General features: G+C 53.1%; 18 protein-coding genes. 10 read left to right on the top strand and 8 right to left on the bottom strand.

The window, feature by feature from the left end:
- Window positions 1-100: 100 nt before the first annotated feature.
- Together mpl and ABT56_RS21405 are read left to right on the top strand one after the other, a co-directional pair.
- Window positions 101-1,471 carry a UDP-N-acetylmuramate:L-alanyl-gamma-D-glutamyl-meso-diaminopimelate ligase gene (gene mpl, locus ABT56_RS21410; protein ID WP_047880958.1) on the top strand — a complete coding sequence of 457 codons (1,371 nt, stop codon included), beginning with the start codon at window positions 101-103 and terminating at the stop codon, window positions 1,469-1,471.
- Complete coding sequence (locus ABT56_RS21405) at window positions 1,455-2,084, top strand: flavin prenyltransferase UbiX (RefSeq protein WP_047880957.1); 630 nt, start codon at window positions 1,455-1,457, stop codon at window positions 2,082-2,084. The genes mpl and ABT56_RS21405 overlap by 17 nt, the downstream gene beginning before the upstream one ends.
- Before the next feature lie 57 nt (window positions 2,085-2,141).
- Here ABT56_RS21405 and ABT56_RS21400 read toward each other — a convergent pair whose 3' ends face one another.
- The 4 genes from ABT56_RS21400 to argR form a co-directional block, all read right to left on the bottom strand.
- Entirely contained in the window at window positions 2,142-2,591 is a 450-nt protein-coding gene (locus ABT56_RS21400) for a universal stress protein (RefSeq protein WP_047880956.1), read from the bottom strand.
- Window positions 2,592-2,678: 87 nt separating this feature from the next.
- Window positions 2,679-5,255: a TRAP transporter permease gene (locus ABT56_RS21395; RefSeq protein WP_047880955.1), complete on the bottom strand. Its 2,577-nt coding sequence runs from the start codon at window positions 5,253-5,255 to the stop codon at window positions 2,679-2,681.
- A 130-nt stretch (window positions 5,256-5,385) separates the two neighbouring features.
- Window positions 5,386-6,354, bottom strand: a complete 969-nt coding sequence (locus ABT56_RS21390; protein ID WP_047880954.1) for a TAXI family TRAP transporter solute-binding subunit — start codon at window positions 6,352-6,354, stop codon at window positions 5,386-5,388.
- Window positions 6,355-6,657: 303 nt separating this feature from the next.
- On the bottom strand, window positions 6,658-7,128 hold the full coding sequence (argR, locus tag ABT56_RS21385; protein ID WP_047880953.1) for a transcriptional regulator ArgR: 471 nt from the start codon (window positions 7,126-7,128) through the stop codon (window positions 6,658-6,660).
- 442 nt (window positions 7,129-7,570) lie between these two features.
- Between argR and mdh the strand changes: the two genes are divergently transcribed.
- Window positions 7,571-8,506: a malate dehydrogenase gene (gene mdh, locus ABT56_RS21380; RefSeq protein WP_047880952.1), complete on the top strand. Its 936-nt coding sequence runs from the start codon at window positions 7,571-7,573 to the stop codon at window positions 8,504-8,506.
- A 68-nt stretch (window positions 8,507-8,574) separates the two neighbouring features.
- Here mdh and ABT56_RS21375 read toward each other — a convergent pair whose 3' ends face one another.
- Window positions 8,575-8,766, bottom strand: a complete 192-nt coding sequence (locus tag ABT56_RS21375) for a hypothetical protein (protein ID WP_047880951.1) — start codon at window positions 8,764-8,766, stop codon at window positions 8,575-8,577.
- Between the two features lie 153 nt (window positions 8,767-8,919).
- Entirely contained in the window at window positions 8,920-9,891 is a 972-nt protein-coding gene (gene ispB / locus ABT56_RS21370; protein WP_047880950.1) for an octaprenyl diphosphate synthase, read from the bottom strand.
- A gap of 392 nt (window positions 9,892-10,283) precedes the next feature.
- Between ispB and rplU the strand changes: the two genes are divergently transcribed.
- From rplU to folA, 7 genes are all read left to right on the top strand, one after another.
- The gene (rplU, locus tag ABT56_RS21365) at window positions 10,284-10,595 is read left to right on the top strand and encodes a 50S ribosomal protein L21 (RefSeq protein ID WP_047880949.1); all 312 of its coding nucleotides are present in this window, start codon (window positions 10,284-10,286) and stop codon (window positions 10,593-10,595) included.
- An 18-nt stretch (window positions 10,596-10,613) separates the two neighbouring features.
- On the top strand, window positions 10,614-10,871 hold the full coding sequence (rpmA, locus tag ABT56_RS21360; RefSeq protein ID WP_036750185.1) for a 50S ribosomal protein L27: 258 nt from the start codon (window positions 10,614-10,616) through the stop codon (window positions 10,869-10,871).
- Between the two features lie 66 nt (window positions 10,872-10,937).
- Window positions 10,938-11,861 carry a DMT family transporter gene (locus tag ABT56_RS21355; RefSeq protein ID WP_047880948.1) on the top strand — a complete coding sequence of 308 codons (924 nt, stop codon included), beginning with the start codon at window positions 10,938-10,940 and terminating at the stop codon, window positions 11,859-11,861.
- Between the two features lie 133 nt (window positions 11,862-11,994).
- Window positions 11,995-13,176 carry an Obg family GTPase CgtA gene (gene cgtA / locus ABT56_RS21350; RefSeq protein ID WP_047880947.1) on the top strand — a complete coding sequence of 394 codons (1,182 nt, stop codon included), beginning with the start codon at window positions 11,995-11,997 and terminating at the stop codon, window positions 13,174-13,176.
- 131 nt (window positions 13,177-13,307) lie between these two features.
- Window positions 13,308-14,096 (top strand): threonine/serine exporter family protein, encoded by a 789-nt coding sequence (locus tag ABT56_RS21345; protein WP_047880946.1) that lies wholly within the window; start codon window positions 13,308-13,310, stop codon window positions 14,094-14,096.
- A complete protein-coding gene (locus ABT56_RS21340) occupies window positions 14,096-14,569 on the top strand; it encodes a threonine/serine exporter family protein (protein ID WP_157037945.1) in 474 nt (157 codons plus the stop codon). The genes ABT56_RS21345 and ABT56_RS21340 overlap by 1 nt, the downstream gene beginning before the upstream one ends.
- Before the next feature lie 68 nt (window positions 14,570-14,637).
- Entirely contained in the window at window positions 14,638-15,117 is a 480-nt protein-coding gene (gene folA / locus ABT56_RS21335; RefSeq protein ID WP_047880944.1) for a type 3 dihydrofolate reductase, read from the top strand.
- A 60-nt stretch (window positions 15,118-15,177) separates the two neighbouring features.
- Here folA and ABT56_RS21330 read toward each other — a convergent pair whose 3' ends face one another.
- Window positions 15,178-15,996, bottom strand: coding sequence for a symmetrical bis(5'-nucleosyl)-tetraphosphatase (locus tag ABT56_RS21330; RefSeq protein WP_047880943.1), 819 nt, complete (start codon window positions 15,994-15,996; stop codon window positions 15,178-15,180).
- Between the two features lie 12 nt (window positions 15,997-16,008).
- Window positions 16,009-16,392, bottom strand: coding sequence for a Co2+/Mg2+ efflux protein ApaG (gene apaG, locus ABT56_RS21325; RefSeq protein WP_047880942.1), 384 nt, complete (start codon window positions 16,390-16,392; stop codon window positions 16,009-16,011).
- Window positions 16,393-16,400: the final 8 nt, after the last annotated feature.

The raw sequence follows: 16,400 nt of genomic DNA, 5'->3' as shown, positions 1-16,400 counted from the left end.
ACTTATCTATAACGAATTGTATATAAAGATCTTTTTTAGGGTAACGAAGTAACGCAGAAGCGTGAGGCGACCAAAAAACATACTGAGTGAGCTGACTGTTATGCACATCCATATTCTCGGAATTTGCGGCACATTTATGGGTGGTGCGGCAATCCTTGCCCGCCAACTTGGCCATAAGGTGACGGGCTGCGATGCCAATGTCTACCCCCCAATGAGCACCTTGCTTGAATCACAAGGAATTGAAATTATTCAAGGTTATGACCCATCCCAGCTAAACCCTGCCCCTGATTTGGTGGTGGTGGGTAATGCGATGAGTCGCGGCAATCCTTGTGTTGAGTACGTGCTTAACAACAACCTCCGCTATACATCGGGTCCGCAGTGGCTGCAAGAGTTCCTGCTGCAGGATCGCTGGGTGATGGCTGTTGCCGGTACCCATGGCAAGACGACAACCGCAAGTATGCTGGCGTGGATCCTCGAGGACTGTGGCTATCAACCGGGTTTCCTGGTTGGCGGGGTGCTTGGTAACTTCGGGGTATCGGCTCGGTTGGGCGAAAGTATGTTCTTCGTGGTAGAAGCTGACGAATATGACAGCGCTTTTTTTGACAAGCGTTCGAAGTTTGTCCACTACCGCCCGCGGACGTTGGTGATGAACAACCTGGAGTTTGACCATGCTGATATTTTTGATGATCTGACAGCGATTCAGCGCCAGTTCCACCATCTGGTCAGGACAGTGCCGGGCAACGGCCGGATTCTAGCTCCGAAAGGGGTTACTGCGATTGACCAGACTCTTGAGATGGGATGCTGGAGCGAGCTTGAGTACATCGGTGACGATGGCCACTGGCGGGCAGAAAAACTTGATGAGGCCGGTAGCCGTTTTACGGTGTTCCTTGATGGCAAGGCAGTGGGAACGGTGGATTGGGCATTGATCGGGGATCATAATGTCAACAATGCCCTGATGGCTATTGCCGCGGCACGCCATGTAGGCGTTACGCCTGATTTGGCCTGCGAAGCCTTGGCGGGCTTCATCAATACTAAGCGTCGTCTCGAGCTCAAAGGGGAGCAGCATGGCGTGCGTGTGTTTGATGATTTCGCCCATCACCCGACAGCGGTCGAATTGACGTTGGGTGGACTGCGCGCCAAGGTCGGGGAAGCCCGGATTCTGGCGGTGCTGGAGCCCCGTTCAAATACCATGAAGCTGGGGGTTCACAAGGCCGATCTCGCCCCGGCACTGGCTGCGGCTGATGAAGTGTTCATCTACCAGCCTGATAATATTCCGTGGTCGGTGGATGAGATTGCCCAGCAGTGCCCTCAACCTGCCACCACAGATGCAGACCTTGATGCGCTGGTGGCAAAAATATGCGACGCCGCCACGCCGGGGGATAATATTCTGGTGATGAGCAATGGGGGCTTTGGCGGGATCCACGGCAAGATCCTCGCGGCGCTGGAGGCCAAGGGTGGTAGCGAACAGTAACGAGAAGCGGATCACCCTGGCTTGGACGGGAGCATCGGGGGCGCCATATGGCCTTCGACTGCTGGAGTGTCTGCTGGCGGCTGATTACCGGGTATATCTGTTGGTATCGTCCGCGGCGCGGGTGGTTCTGGCAACTGAGCACGGCCTCAAATTGCCATCGGGACCTGATGCGGCGAAAAAGGCGCTGGTCGAACACTTGGGGTGTGATGCCAGCAAGCTAGAGGTATGTGGGAAGGAAGACTGGTTCTCCCCTGTTGCTTCCGGCTCTGCTGCTCCAAAGCAAATGGTCGTTTGTCCGTGTTCGGCGGGGACTTTGGCATCGGTTGCACATGGGATGTCCGATAACTTGCTGGAGCGGGCAGCCGATGTGGTACTTAAAGAGCGGGGCCAGCTGCTGATGGTGGTGCGTGAGACCCCGTTCTCGACCTTGCATCTTGAGAATATGCTCAAGTTGTCGCAAATGGGGGTTACGATCATGCCGGCGGCTCCCGGTTTTTATCACCAACCCCAATCTATTGATGATTTGGTTGACTTCATGGTCGCCAGAATTCTCGATCATCTCGGTGTCGAGCAGGGCTTGGTGCCTCGTTGGGGATACGATCACCGTGATTAGCCTGCGATAGCCTCTTATGTTTGCCAGCCCGCCTTTCGGCGGGCTTTGTTTTATCGGTTATTTGTCCTGATGACTTTGTGGCTTGATCACCAACACATTGAGCGGCGCGTTTTCTACGACTTTGGCCGCCACCGATCCCAACATGACTTTGTCCAGCCCCGAGCGCTTGTGGCTTGGAATAATGAGAAGATCTGCGTTGATCTTCTCTGCGTACTCGAGGATTGTCGTCCAGGTTTTGCCTTCTGTAACGCACTGGTAGCGAGCGATTTCCGGGGGGATGTGCGTTTCGGCAAAAGTCTTTAGCGTTAGCTGGGCATCCTGAAGCATTTGGCGCGCGGCATCTTTGGGGAAGTAGTTTGAGACAATGGCCATATGGACACCGGGTAGGACGGTGAGCAAGTGGATGTCGGCTTTGGATTGCCTCGCGTGCCAAACGGCAACCTCTACAGCTTGGTCGGCAAACCCCGGTTCGTTGAGATCAACGGGAACCAATATCTTTCTATACATGATGCGCTCTCTGTTGATAGGAGGGCTTATGGCTATAAGTATAAGCCCCTCCTTGGAGGGAGGGGCTCATAATAGCGTTGGCCGGGCTCAGAGATGGCCCAGACGGCGGGCCCTGCGCTTTTGATTCCAGCCGAGTACGGCCAGCAATAGCAGTACCGGCACGAAGACCCATTCCTTCATCGGCCTGACGGCGGGTAAGCTGACGGAGGTGATCTCCCAGTCGAAATCAATCCCGGCTTGCTCGGCCGGGCTGGAAAACTCAACCATATCAACCAGCATTTTTTCACCGTCCTGACGGAGGATAAGACCTGTTGAAGCGATGCGCTCCTCGGGGGAAACAGCCTCTTCGGCAAAGGGGAGCCGGACATGTTTCGAGACGAACTTGCCTTCGAGGTTCTCCCCGCTAACCTGCAGTTCCAGTGGTTGGCCTATCGCCAGTTTGTCAGCGGCATCGGCGATGAGGATCCCCGGCATATCGTGTTTTGGGGGATAGATATGATCCCACCAGAAACCGGGACGAAATAGCGAGAAGGTGATCAGCAGCAGCAGGGCAACCTCCCACCACCGGGTGCGGGTAAACCACCAACCTTGGGTTGCAGCCGAGAAAGTCAGCATGGCGATCACGGCAGAGCATACCGTCAGCAGCAAATGCCACCAGGAATCAATATTCATCATCAGTAGCTGGGTATTGAAAATAAACATGAATGGCAGAATCGCGGTACGGATATCGTAGGTGAATCCTTGGATACCGGTTCGGATCGGATCGCTCTTGGCGATAGCCGCCGCCGCAAATGCAGCCAGCCCCACCGGCGGTGTGTCATCGGCAAGGATGCCAAAATAGAACACAAAGAGATGGACGGCAATCAGGGGGATGATCAGACCGTGCTGGGCTCCAAGGGTCACGATGACCGGTGCCATCAAGGTTGATACTACGATGTAGTTTGCCGTTGTTGGAAGCCCCATTCCAAGGATCAGGCTGATCAGTGCGGTGAAAAGCAGCATCAGGAAGATGTTGCCGCCAGAGATAAACTCGACGAATTCAGTCATGACCAGACCGATCCCAGTTAGGGTTACTACCCCGACGACGATGCCGGCGGCAGCCGTTGCGACCCCAATACCTATCATATTACGGGCACCGGACACCAGGCTTTCCAGTAAATCAACACCACCTTGTCGGCATGCATCAAACAGGCTTTGTTCATGGTTGAAGAATGAGAGCAGGGGGCGTTGAGTTAGTAGGATAAAGACCATGAACATGGTTGCCCAGAAGGCTGACAGCCCCGGAGAGAAACGCTCGACAGTCAGGCACCAGACCAGCACGACGATCGGTAGGAGAAAATAGAGTCCGGACTTTAAGGTAGGGCCGGGATCCGGAACTTCGGTGATATCCGCGTTTGGATCTTCGAGCAGGTGGTCCTGATAGCGAGCGGCCAGTCGGATGAGGGCAACATAGGCAATCAGGATGACCCCGGCAATGATCAGGGTGGCGATATCACCGAAGACAGTTTTGGTCCAGCCGACCCCGTAGTAGATGATAGCGCTCAGGACAATCAGTCCGACTATGGTTGTGGTAAATGATAGCAGGCTTTGGGTCAGAGTTGGCTTGTAATGACGCTCTAGGCCAGCCATGCCTGCCTTGCAGGCTTCTAGATGGACGATATATATCAGGGCGATATAGGAAATTAGCGCCGGGAGAAGGGCGGCCTTGATGACTTCGACATAGGAGATCCCAACGTATTCCACCATCAGGAACGCGGCTGCCCCCATAATGGGAGGGGTCAACTGGCCGTTGGTGGAGGCGGCGACCTCTACGGCTCCGGCCTTGGTACCGGGGAATCCGACTTTTTTCATCAGGGGGATGGTAAAGGTACCGGTGGTGACGACATTGGCGATGGAAGACCCCGAGACTAATCCCGACAGGCCCGAAGCCACCACGGCAGCCTTGGCTGGGCCTCCTCGCATGTGGCCAAGTAGCGAGAAGGCGACTTTGATGAAGTAGGCCCCGGCCCCGGCGCGTTCCAGCATGGCGCCGAACAGTACAAACAGGAATACGAATGAGGTCGATACGCCGACCGCGATCCCGAAGACCCCTTCTGTTGTCAGCCAGAGGTGGGACATGGCCTTGTTGAGGCTGGCCCCCTTGTGGGCGATGACATCGGGCATGTAGGGGCCGCCGAAGGTGTAAATCAGGAACACCATCGCAACCACCATCAGAGGAGGGCCGAGCGCGCGTCGGGTCGCCTCAAGCAGTAACAGCATTCCGCTGGCCGCGACGATGATGTCAATCTGGGTTGGTGCGCCCGAGCGGCTGGCCAGTTCGGTATAGAACAGATAGAGATATGCGGCCGAAAAACTACCGGTGAGGGCAAGGAGCCAATCTACCGTAGGGATCCTATCGCGGGGTGAGCTCTTGAGGGCGGGATAGGCTGTGAATGCAAGAAATACGGCAAATGCCAAATGGATCGAGCGGGCCTCGGTATCGTTGATGATACCGATATTGAATATGAAAGGGAGCGGAGAGGCATACCAGAGCTGGAATAGCGACCAGCACAGAGGGATGATCCACAGCACCTTGCTGGCTAATCCTTTCGGGCTCCTTGCCCCGGTATCGGCCTTGGCTACCATATCTTGCACATCGGCTGACGTTTGGTCTGTCTTCGTCATGCATTATCCTTCTTCGATGGACGAGGTGTGGTTGTTGGTAATGGGTATAGGATGTCGTTGTTTCGAGGGGGAAAGAACAAGCGCCGCGGTGGCGGCGCTTGTAGAGCCAATATCATTGAAACCCATCGGGTTATTTTAGGTAGCCAGCTTCCTTGTAGTACTTCTCGGCCCCTGGGTGAAGCGGGATGGACAGGCCGCTTTTGACCATGTCTTCTGGCTTCAAGTTAGCGAATGCCGGATGAAGCCTCTTGAATGTATCGAAGTTCTCGAAGACCGATTTAACGACGGCATAGACGATTTCGTCGGATACGTCTGTGGATGAGACCAGAGTGGCCGCAACACCGAAGCTATTCACGTCGCTATCCGTCCCTTTGTACATGCCACCGGGGACGGTGCTCTTGGCATAGTAAGGGTTGTCGGCGATGATCTTGTCGATAGCCGCCCCGGTTACAGGGATCAGCTTGGCGTCGCATGAGGTGGTAGCCTCCTTGATGGAACCGTTCGGGTGGCCGACCACATAGACAAAGGCGTCGATTTTGTTGTCGCACAGCGCTTGTGAGCGTTCTGATCCCTTTAGCTCGGAAGCCAGTTTGAAATCGCTCTGCTCCCACCCGAGAGCATCCATGACGACGCCCATTGTGGCGCGATCCCCTGAGCCTGGGTTGCCGATATTCACTCGCTTGCCTTTGAGATCCTCGACGCCTTTAATGCCGGCATCGGTACGGGCGATGACGTTGAATGGCTCGGTGTGGAGGGAGAAAATAGCCCGCAGTTTCTTATAGGGCCCTTGCTCTTTGAATTTACTGGTGCCGTTGTAGCCATGGTACTGCCAGTCTGACTGGACGATACCAAAGTCCAGTTCACCGGCTCGCATGGTATTGACGTTGTAAATCGAGCCGCCGGTTGATTCTACCGAGCAGCGAACATTGTGAACCTTACGGTCTTTGTTGACGAGTTTGCAAATGGCGCCGCCGGTGGGGTAGTAGACGCCGGTTACTGAGCCGGTGCCGATAGTTACGAAGTTTTGGGCGGAGGCCGCCCCGGAAACCATGAACGCTGCAGCCAGCGTACTCACTGTAATGAGTTGTTTTAATGCCATGTTTGTCCCTTCCTAGTTGTTGTAATTTCCAGAGGAAATAGTTCCCTTCGGTGGAAAAGGCATAGTTTCAAATCAGCCCGATGATAGCAAAAATAGAACATAAATTTAAAATTATGTTAATTATTTTGGCTATTAGGTGAGTGGAAATAGATACTGACAGGATGAGAGGATGGAATATTTATTTAGTTCAATCAATAGGTTGCGAGTGAAACAAAGAGGCGGGGAAAGTTCGTGTTAATGTGATCTATTTCTCATCTACACCAGGCTGCAGGGGAAATGCCAGCCTGGTATAGAAATGCCAGATTACTTACTGTAATCAAACAATTCGCAAACGGAGTCGAAAAGTTCTTCGGTTGAAATAGCATTGGTAGGGGTGATGAAAATTGTATCATCGCCAGCAACAACACCAAGGATACCCTCGGCTTTGCCCAGTGAATCGAGCAGGCGGGCAATAACCTGCGCTGCGCCAGGACCAGTATGGATGACAACGAGTGCGCTGTTAAAACCAATCTCCATAACCAGTTCTTTCAACGGGCTGCTGGTGGTTGGAACACCTAGCTCTACAGGTAGGCAGTACACCATTTCCATTTTCGCGTTACGAGTACGAACCGCACCGAACTTGGTCAGCATGCGCGAAACTTTGGACTGGTTGATATTGTCGAAGCCCTGGGCTTTCAGTGCATCGACGATCTCGCCTTGAGAGCTGAATTTTTCTTCTTTTAGAATAGCTTTGAACGCTTTGACTAAGCGTTCTTGTTTATCTGAATTTCGCATAGGTAACGTTTATCATGCAGGGACGAGGAGCTGTATTCTGGCATAACCTTTTGGTTGCAGGCAAACAGTGTTCAGTAGAAGTGATGGCTGTATCTCGCTTCCATCACAGATAAGTGCATAATTATTTTATTTTATGTTGAGTTTTTGCAATGGCCATAAATGACTGAATATGACGAATGTTAAATCTATGTGGCACGTTTTATTCTTGCCCATGCGCAATATCCCAAAGCTAGCTGCTTGAGATTGTATTTGGCGTACGCTTGCTATAACGTCATTGCTGCACGGTGATATAAAATAGTGGCTATACCCAAGTTATCTCAAGATGAAGGAGTCGCCGTGTGGCATCCTTCCTGTGGGGGAGTTGTCTTGGGTATAGCAATATGTCGTGATTTCATATAATTAGGTCTGAAAATTATAACTTCTATCGTAAAGGAGAACGAAGATGAAAGTTGCTGTAATTGGTGCGGCTGGTGGTATCGGCCAGGCACTGGCGCTTTTGCTGAAGAACCGTCTGCCAGCAGGGTCTGATTTGGCCCTGTATGATATCGCGCCTGTCACCCCTGGGGTGGCGGCAGATCTCAGCCATATCCCTACTCCTGTCTCAGTAAAAGGGTTTAGCGGTGAAGATCCAACTCCTGCGCTGGAAGGGGCTGACGTCGTATTAATTTCTGCTGGTGTTGCTCGTAAGCCGGGTATGGACCGTGCTGATCTGTTCAATGTGAACGCGGGCATTGTTAAATCGCTAGCCGAGAAAATTGCCGTTGTTTGTCCAAAGGCATGCGTAGGTATCATTACTAACCCAGTCAATACCACTGTGGCTATTGCTGCGGATGTACTGAAGAAAGCCGGTGTGTACGATAAGCGTAAACTATTCGGTGTCACGACACTTGACGTGATCCGCTCTGAAACGTTCGTTGCTGAGCTTAAGGATCTGGATCCCGGTAAGGTACGTGTACCAGTCATCGGTGGTCACTCTGGTGTTACAATCCTACCATTGCTTTCTCAGGTAGAAGGCGTGACGTTTACTCAGGAAGAAATCGAAGCGCTGACCCCGCGTATTCAGAATGCTGGCACCGAGGTGGTGGAAGCGAAAGCGGGTGGCGGTTCGGCGACGTTGTCTATGGGTCAGGCAGCATGTCGCTTTGGCCTGTCTTTGGTGCGCGCCCTTGAAGGGGAAACCGGTCTTGTCGAGTGCGCCTACGTTGAAGGCGACGGTAAACATGCCCGTTTCTTTGCCCAACCAATACTGTTAGGTAAGGAAGGCGTTGAGGAAGTGATGGATTACGGCTCGCTGAGCGACTTTGAGCAGGCTGCATTGGAAGGCATGCTAGAGACGCTGCGCGGTGATATCTTGACTGGCGAAGAGTTCGCTAAATAAGTCGTGACGTTTTCCCCATAATCTGTGAAGCGGCCATTTATGGCCGCTTTTTTGTTGTTTGTGATCATTCAGTAGTAATGATCGCACCCTGTGTGGAGCTGGGGCTGGTCGGCAAGATCGTTGCAGTTAACATTGATCCTGCGGTGATCTGTTGTGCTCTCGATGATCGCGGTGTTGTTGTCAGGATCAATGTCGACCACCTCGGCTACGCTATGGTGGTATTCTACCCACATACCTCGTTTGAGATCTCTTGCTTGCATATATCCCTCCCATGCGGATCTGGAAGATCCCTCATTGTCTAAAATATAGCTGATGGATTGCTCTGCCTAAATCTTAACGAGCTGGAGGAGGGCTAGGATCAAAAAAGCCTGTGCGAAGACAGGCTTTTGCGGGAGGAGCACTTGTGATGCTTATTATTTATTGCGGTGTACCGCCATGTGGGCCAGTGCCACAAGAGCTTCCTTGTAAGGGCTCTCTGCCAGCACAGAAAGGCAGGCTATCGCTTTCTCAGCTTCTTCTTCGGCGCGTTTCTGGGTGTATTCCAGAGAACCAACGTGGTGCATACAGGCCAGAATAGGCTCAAGCTTGTCCAGGCCGTTGCCTTGCTCGATTGCTTCGCGGATCATCGCTGCCTGCTCAGGGGTACCATGATGCATAGCGTGTAGCAGTGGCAGGGTAGGCTTACCTTCGGCCAGATCGTCACCAACGTTTTTGCCCATTTCGTCGCCATCGGCAGTGTAGTCGAGGATGTCGTCGATCAGCTGGAAAGCGGTGCCCAGATAACGGCCATAATCCTGAAGTGCCGTCTCGATCTCCTGTGGGGCTTCGACGAGAATTGCGGCAACCTGAGTAGCGGCTTCAAACAGACGAGCGGTCTTGGAGTAGATCACCTGCATGTAGCTTTCTTCGGTGGTGTTAGGATCATTACAGTTCATCAGTTGTTGCACTTCGCCTTCGGCGATCACGTTGACTGCCTCGCTCATTACATCGAGGATCCTTAAGGATCTTAGGCTGGTCATCATCTGGAAAGAACGTGTGTAGATGTAATCCCCAACCAATACGCTGGCAGCATTGCCGAACATCGCATTGGCAGTTGCTTTCCCGCGGCGCATGTCAGACTCGTCGACCACGTCATCGTGGAGGAGGGTCGCTGTGTGGGTAAATTCGATGAATGCCGCAGCGGTAGTGTGCTTGTCACCATCGTAACCTAGGGCTCGGGCTGCCAATACGGCCAGCATTGGACGCAGGCGTTTGCCACCGCCGCTGACAATGTAGAAACCTAGTTGATTGATGAGGGCTACATCTGAGTTCAGTTGAGCCAGTATCTTCGCGTCGACCTCAGCCATGTCTTGGGCCGTGAGCGCTTGGATAGCTTTGAAATCCATTGTACATCCAGCAAAATAGTGTACCGCGTAGCGCGGGAGGTTTAAGCCTGCCGGCTGATGACTTGGCCGCCTCACTGTGCCCTTGGGGCGTATTGCCGCGTGCTTCACACCGCAAATACACAAGGTTGCATAGTTAGGGGGGGTTGTTAATCAGCAGCTAAAATTAATTATCGAATATTACACTAAAAGTCAGCGATCTTCATAACCTCGATTGTGTTTAAATCAGGAGCTTTTATTCCTGAGCAGCTTTTCGCCAATTTTCTTTGCACAATAGCTTGCCAGAAGCAGTCTTTTCGCGTAACATTCGCGCCCTATTGATGACAAGATTAAGCGCATACCCAATGCCTAAAATATACCTGGCATATGGCCTATGCGGACAAGCGGAGTAAGACATGTACGCTGTTTTCCAAAGTGGTGGTAAACAACACCGTGTAAGCGAAGGCCAGACCATTCGCTTAGAAAAACTAGACGCTGAAACTGGCGCTAGCGTTGAATTTGACTCAGTACTTCTAGTAGCTAACGGCGAAGAAGTAACTGTAGGCGCACCTTTCGTAGCTGGCGGTAAAGTAACTGCAGAAGTAGTTACTCACGGTCGTGGCGATAAAGTTAAAATCGTTAAGTTCCGTCGTCGTAAGCACTCTCGTAAGCAAATGGGCCACCGTCAGTGGTTCACTGAAGTCAAGATTACTGGCATCAGCGCTTAATAACAGGAGAATTTAAAGATGGCACACAAAAAAGCTGGCGGTTCTACTCGTAACGGCCGTGACTCAGAAAGCAAACGCCTAGGTGTTAAGCGTTTCGGTGGCGAATCTGTACTAGCAGGTAACATCATCGTTCGTCAGCGCGGTACTAAATTCCACGCTGGTAACAACGTAGGTTGCGGTAAAGACCACACTCTATTCGCTCTATCTGACGGTAAAGTGAAGTTCGAAGTTAAAGGTCCTAAGAACCGTAAATTCGTTTCTATCGAAGCTGAATAATTCAGATTCGTAACGAATACTAAAGCCCTGCCAACTGGCGGGGCTTTTTGTTTATGGGAGACCGTTATGCCACAGCAAAATCCCGCATTGGGAATGTCACTGGCACTGATAACAGCGGTTTTCTGGGGAGCCTTGCCAATAGCCATGAAACAGGCTGTTGAGGTGATGGATCCGTTTACCATCGTTTGGTATCGGTTTCTGACGGCCTCGATAGGTTTGGGGCTATGGTTAGGGTTCCGCCGCCAACTACCCGCTGTGTCGCGGCTAGGGGGCCTAGGAGCGGTGATCCTACTGATAGCCAGTATCGGCCTTGCCGGTAACTTCGTGCTGTTTAACAGCGCGCTGGAGTACCTTAACCCCCCTGTGGTGCAGGTGATCATCCAGCTGGCTCCTGTTATGCTCTTGTTGGCCAGTGCCTGGCTATTCAAAGAATCACTAGGGCGACACCAGATCCTTGGTGTTGTCGGCTTGCTGACGGGCTTGCTGCTGTTTTTCAATGAGCGGTTGCTAGAGCTTTTTACAAGCCTGAGTAGCTATACGACAGGTGTCTTGCTTGCCGTGATGGCGGCACTGGTATGGGTGGTTTACGCCCTGGCTCAGAAGCGCATGTTAAGGCAGTATAATTCACCCCAGATCCTGTTAATGATCTATATGATCTGTGCGATCATGCTAACCCCGGCAGCTAGCCCCGAGCAAATACTGCTGATGGATACGCGCCAGCTGGGTATGTTGCTGTTTTGCTGTATCAATACCCTTGTTGGATACGGTGCGTTCGCCGAGGCAATGGCGCGCTGGCAGGCATCGCAGGTCAGTGCCGTGATTACATTGGCCCCGTTGTTCACCATTGTGTTTGTCGATTTGGCCAGCCTCGTATGGCCGGCATATGTCGTACCGGCAGAGCTCAATGGCCTGGGGTATCTTGGGGCCTGCGTCGTGGTTGGTAGCGCGATGTTCAGTGCCATTGGCCATCGCCTTATGCGCCGTCGTTGAGGGTGAACCCGCAGGGGCGTGAAAGGCGAAAAGGCCAGAACCAAACGATGTTTGGTGTACAATAGGTTTATAGCATCCTGGGTGGCCGCTGCCGCCGGATGAAGAGTTTTAACGCCACAGTGCGGAGAAAGAGATGAAGTTTGTAGATGAGGCGGTAATTCGCGTTGATGCTGGTGACGGTGGCAACGGTACAGTAAGCTTCCGCCGCGAAAAATATGTGCCGAAGGGTGGTCCTGACGGCGGTGACGGCGGTGACGGCGGTGATGTATACCTGCTGGCTGATGAAAACCTAAATACCCTGATCGACTATCGCTTTGAACGATTCCATGCTGCACAGCGTGGCGAAAACGGCCGTGCCGGTAACTGTACTGGTAAGCGTGGCGAAGACTGCGTATTGTCAGTGCCTGTTGGTACTCGTGCGGTGGATGAAGAAACCGGTGAGATCATTGCCGATCTAACTGATCACGGCATGAAGATCATGGTTGCCAAAGGTGGTTTCCACGGTCTTGGCAATACCCGTTTCAAATCATCAGTTAACCGTGCGCCGCGTCAGAAGACGATGGGTACCAAAGGTGAAGTGCGTCATCTTCGCCTTGAACTGTTGCTGCTGGCCGATGTTGGTATGCTAGGTTTGCCGAATGCCGGTAAGTCGACGTTCATCCGTGCAGTGTCTGCGGCGAAGCCTAAAGTGGCTGACTACCCGTTCACGACCTTGGTGCCGAGCTTGGGCGTTGTGCGCATTGATAACGAGCGCAGCTTCGTGGTTGCTGACATCCCTGGTCTGATCGAGGGTGCTGCAGACGGTGCTGGTTTGGGTATCCGCTTCCTGAAGCACCTTGAGCGTTGTCGTGTGTTGCTGCACATGATCGACCTGATGCCGGTTGACGGCTCGGATCCGATCGAGAATGCCTTTACGATTTTGAACGAGCTTGAGAAGTACAGCGAGAAGCTGGCGAGCAAGCCACGCTGGATCGTGTTCAACAAAGTTGATCTGATGCCTGAGGAAGAAGCTCAGGAGAAGATTGACGAAGTACTCGATGCACTGGCATGGGAAGGTGACTACTACTGTATTTCTGCCTTGAACCGCGCTGGTACCAAAGAGCTGACTTACGATCTTATGAAGCAGATTGAATCGATGCCGGTTGATCTTTACCGTGTCGAGGAAGAAGAGACTGAAGAGAAGAAAGTCGAGTTCAAGTGGGACGATTATCACGAGAAGCAAGTCAAGCAAAGCAGCTATGACGAAGACGACGACGATGATTGGGAAGACTGGAACGAAGATGATTACGACGTAGAGATTATCTACAAGCCGTAATTTTTCAGTTATCTTTCTGAATAGAAAAAGCCGCTCATATGAGCGGCTTTTTTGTTATTTATCAAGCCAAAAAGTGCGAATTTGACTGATAATCCATCACCCACATCACAAAACAGCAAAAAGGAGCGCTGATGCAGGTAGGAGAGGCACCACTTACGGAGCCCGTACAAAGGGAGATTTCACGCTTGGCAGCATCGGCGGGGCAGCGCTTGCTCCAGCATGGGGCTGAAAGTACTTTGGTGATGGATGTGACCCGCCGGTTGGGGCTGGCTCTCGGCGCCGATAGTGTTGAGGTGTCCCTGTCCGCCAGCTCGATGGTTATCACGACCTTGAGCAGCGAGCGTTGTATTACCACAACTCGCCGCTGTCAGGATCGCGGGATCAACATGCAGGTCGTGACCGAAATCCAGCGCGTTTGTATTCTGGCCGAGCGAGGGATGCTCGACATCGATGGGGTGCACCAGCGCCTAGAGCAGATCCAGCCGCTGCGTTACAACCGCTGGCTGGTTATTTTCATGATCGGTTTATCCTGTGCCTGCTTCAGCCGCTTGGCCGGTGGGGACTGGCCTGTTTTTGCCCTGACCTTTGTTGCCTCTGCGGTCGGGATGTTTGTCCGTCAGGAAATTGCCCATTGCCATTTCAACCCGTTACTCAATTTTGGGGTAACGGCATTTGTGACGACCTTGATTTCGGGATTCGGCCAGGTCTACCAGATCGGCGAGACGCCATTTTTGGCAATGGCCTCATCGGTACTGATGCTGGTACCCGGTTTTCCACTGATCAATGCGGTCTCTGATATGGTCAAGGGATTTGCCAATATGGGGATTGCCCGCTGGACAATGGCAACGCTGTTGACGCTGTCTACCAGCATGGGGATTGTCGCAGCGATGAACGTACTTGGTGTGTGGGGGTGGCTATGATGCCTACGGTAGATTTTCTGTTGGCGCTACTTGAGGACATGCTGTTGGCATCGGTGCCGGCAGTCGGTTTTGCTCTGGTCTTCAATGTGCCGCACAAGGCGCTGAAGTACTGTGCGATAGGCGGGGCGCTGGGTCATGGTTGCCGCTTTGCCCTGATGCACTATGGCCTGTCGGTAGAGTGGGCCAGTCTGTGCGCCGCAACCGTGGTGGGGATGATAGGCGTGCATTGGTCGCACCGTTTCCTTGCCCATCCCAAGGTGTTCACCGTGGCGGCCCTGATCCCTATGGTTCCCGGGGTTTTTGCCTTCAAGGCGATGATCGCACTGGTCGAAATAAACCATGTCGGCTATAGCCCCGAGCTTTGGGGGGTAATGGTCGACAACCTGATCAAGGCTATTTTCATCGTCGCTTCGTTGGCGATAGGGCTGGCGATGCCCGGCTTGCTGTTTTATCGTCGTCGCCCCGTCATATAGAGGGAGCCTGTGTCTGGGGCTAACGCTGTGGTATAACTACGGAAAGATATCGAGCAGGGTAAATAATTATGATTATCAGCATGATTGCGGCAATGGCGCAGGATCGGGTGATAGGCAAGGATAATGCGATGCCTTGGCATCTGCCGGCGGACTTTGCCTGGTTTAAGCGATCCACCCTTGGCAAGCCCATTATGATGGGGCGCAAGACGTTTGAGTCTATCGGCCGGCCCTTGCCGGGGCGCCACAATATCGTTATCAGCCGTAACCCCGCCTACCGCCCTGAAGGCGTAACTGTGGTGGCGGATATCGCCGAGGCCAAAGTGGCTGCGGGGGATGTCGAAGAGCTAATGGTGATTGGCGGGGGGAGTATCTACGCGGCTTGCCTGCCCGAGGCGCATCGCCTCTACCTGACCTTTATCGATCTGGAGGTCGAGGGTGACACCCAGTTTCCGCAATGGGGCAGTGAGTGGGAAGAGACTTACCGGGAGGCCTATACTGCCGACGAGAAAAATGCCCATGATATGCAGTTTGTGATCCTCGAGCGGTAGTGGCTTGGAGCATACAAAACAAAAAGGGCTTGCCATCGGCAAGCCCTTTTTTATTGCGGGTTATTGGGCATGGAGAGGACATGGCTGACTAAACCTGTGTCCGTCCTCCCAGCGCAGCAGGGTCATGCTGTTGCCCCAGACACAACCGGTATCAAGGCCGATAGTATGCTCGTCTTGATGGCCCATCAAGGCTGCCCAGTGGCCGAAGATCACTGTTTTTCCGAGTGGCTCGCGCGGCAGTTCGAACCAAGGACGCAGTGACGAGTCATCGATGTCGGCCGGAGCCAGTTTGCATGCCATGTCGAGTCTGCCGTCCGGGTAGCAGAAGCGCATCCGGGTAAAGGCATTGATGGAAAAGCGGTAGCGCTCAATCCCGCTCAGTGCGGGATCCCAGCTGTCCGGGCCATTGCCATACATATTTTCTAGTAACCACAGCCAGTTATCGCCTTGTAGCTGTGCTTCGATTTCACGCGCCTGCTGGCGTGCTTCAGCAAGGCTCCATTGCGGTGTGATCCCGGCGTGTGCCATCACGAATGGGTGTGTCGGATGCTCCGCCATCAAGGGTTGGTGGCGAAGCCAGTCCAGCAGCTCATCGCAATCAGGCGCATCCAGCAGGGGCTGGAGCAGGTCTTTAGGCTTGCTCTTGGCGATACCGTTGGCAACGGCCAGCAAATGGAGGTCGTGGTTGCCGAGTACGATGACTGCCCGTGGACCAAGGCTTTTGACAAAACGGAGCGTTTCGAGGGATTTCGGGCCGCGCGCGACGAGGTCGCCAGCCAGCCACAGTTCGTCGTGCTCTGCATCGAAACCGGCTTGCTCGAGAAGTTGGCAGAGATCGTCGAAACAGCCCTGAATATCACCGACGAGGTATGTCGACATGTGCGCCCTTATTTAGTGGAGAATATTGGGAATGGAGAGCCGGAACGGGGAAACTTCGGCAATAAACTCATCGCCCTGTTCGTTGGTCATGACGTAATGGCCCTGCATGACACCGAGAGGCGTTTCGATGACGGTGCCGCTGGTATAGGTATATTCGTCATGGGCGGCGATCACGGGTTGCTCCCCGACCACACCTTCGCCTTCGATCACCAATTTCTTGCCATTGGCATCGGTAATGAGCCAGCGTCGACTGATCAGCTGAGCCGAGCCATTGCCAAGGTTGGCGATAGTGATGGTGTAGGAAAAGACATAGCGCTGTTGGTCAGGCTCTGATTGGTCGTCGAGGTAGTGGGTGATCACCCGGCATTTGATGGTTGGCGTCGCATTCGTTGTCATAATAAGCA

This window comes from Photobacterium aquae, assembly GCF_001029445.1.
GTDB classification, from domain to species: Bacteria; Pseudomonadota; Gammaproteobacteria; order Enterobacterales; family Vibrionaceae; genus Photobacterium; species Photobacterium aquae.
This window is presented reverse-complemented; position numbering and strand designations above follow the sequence as displayed.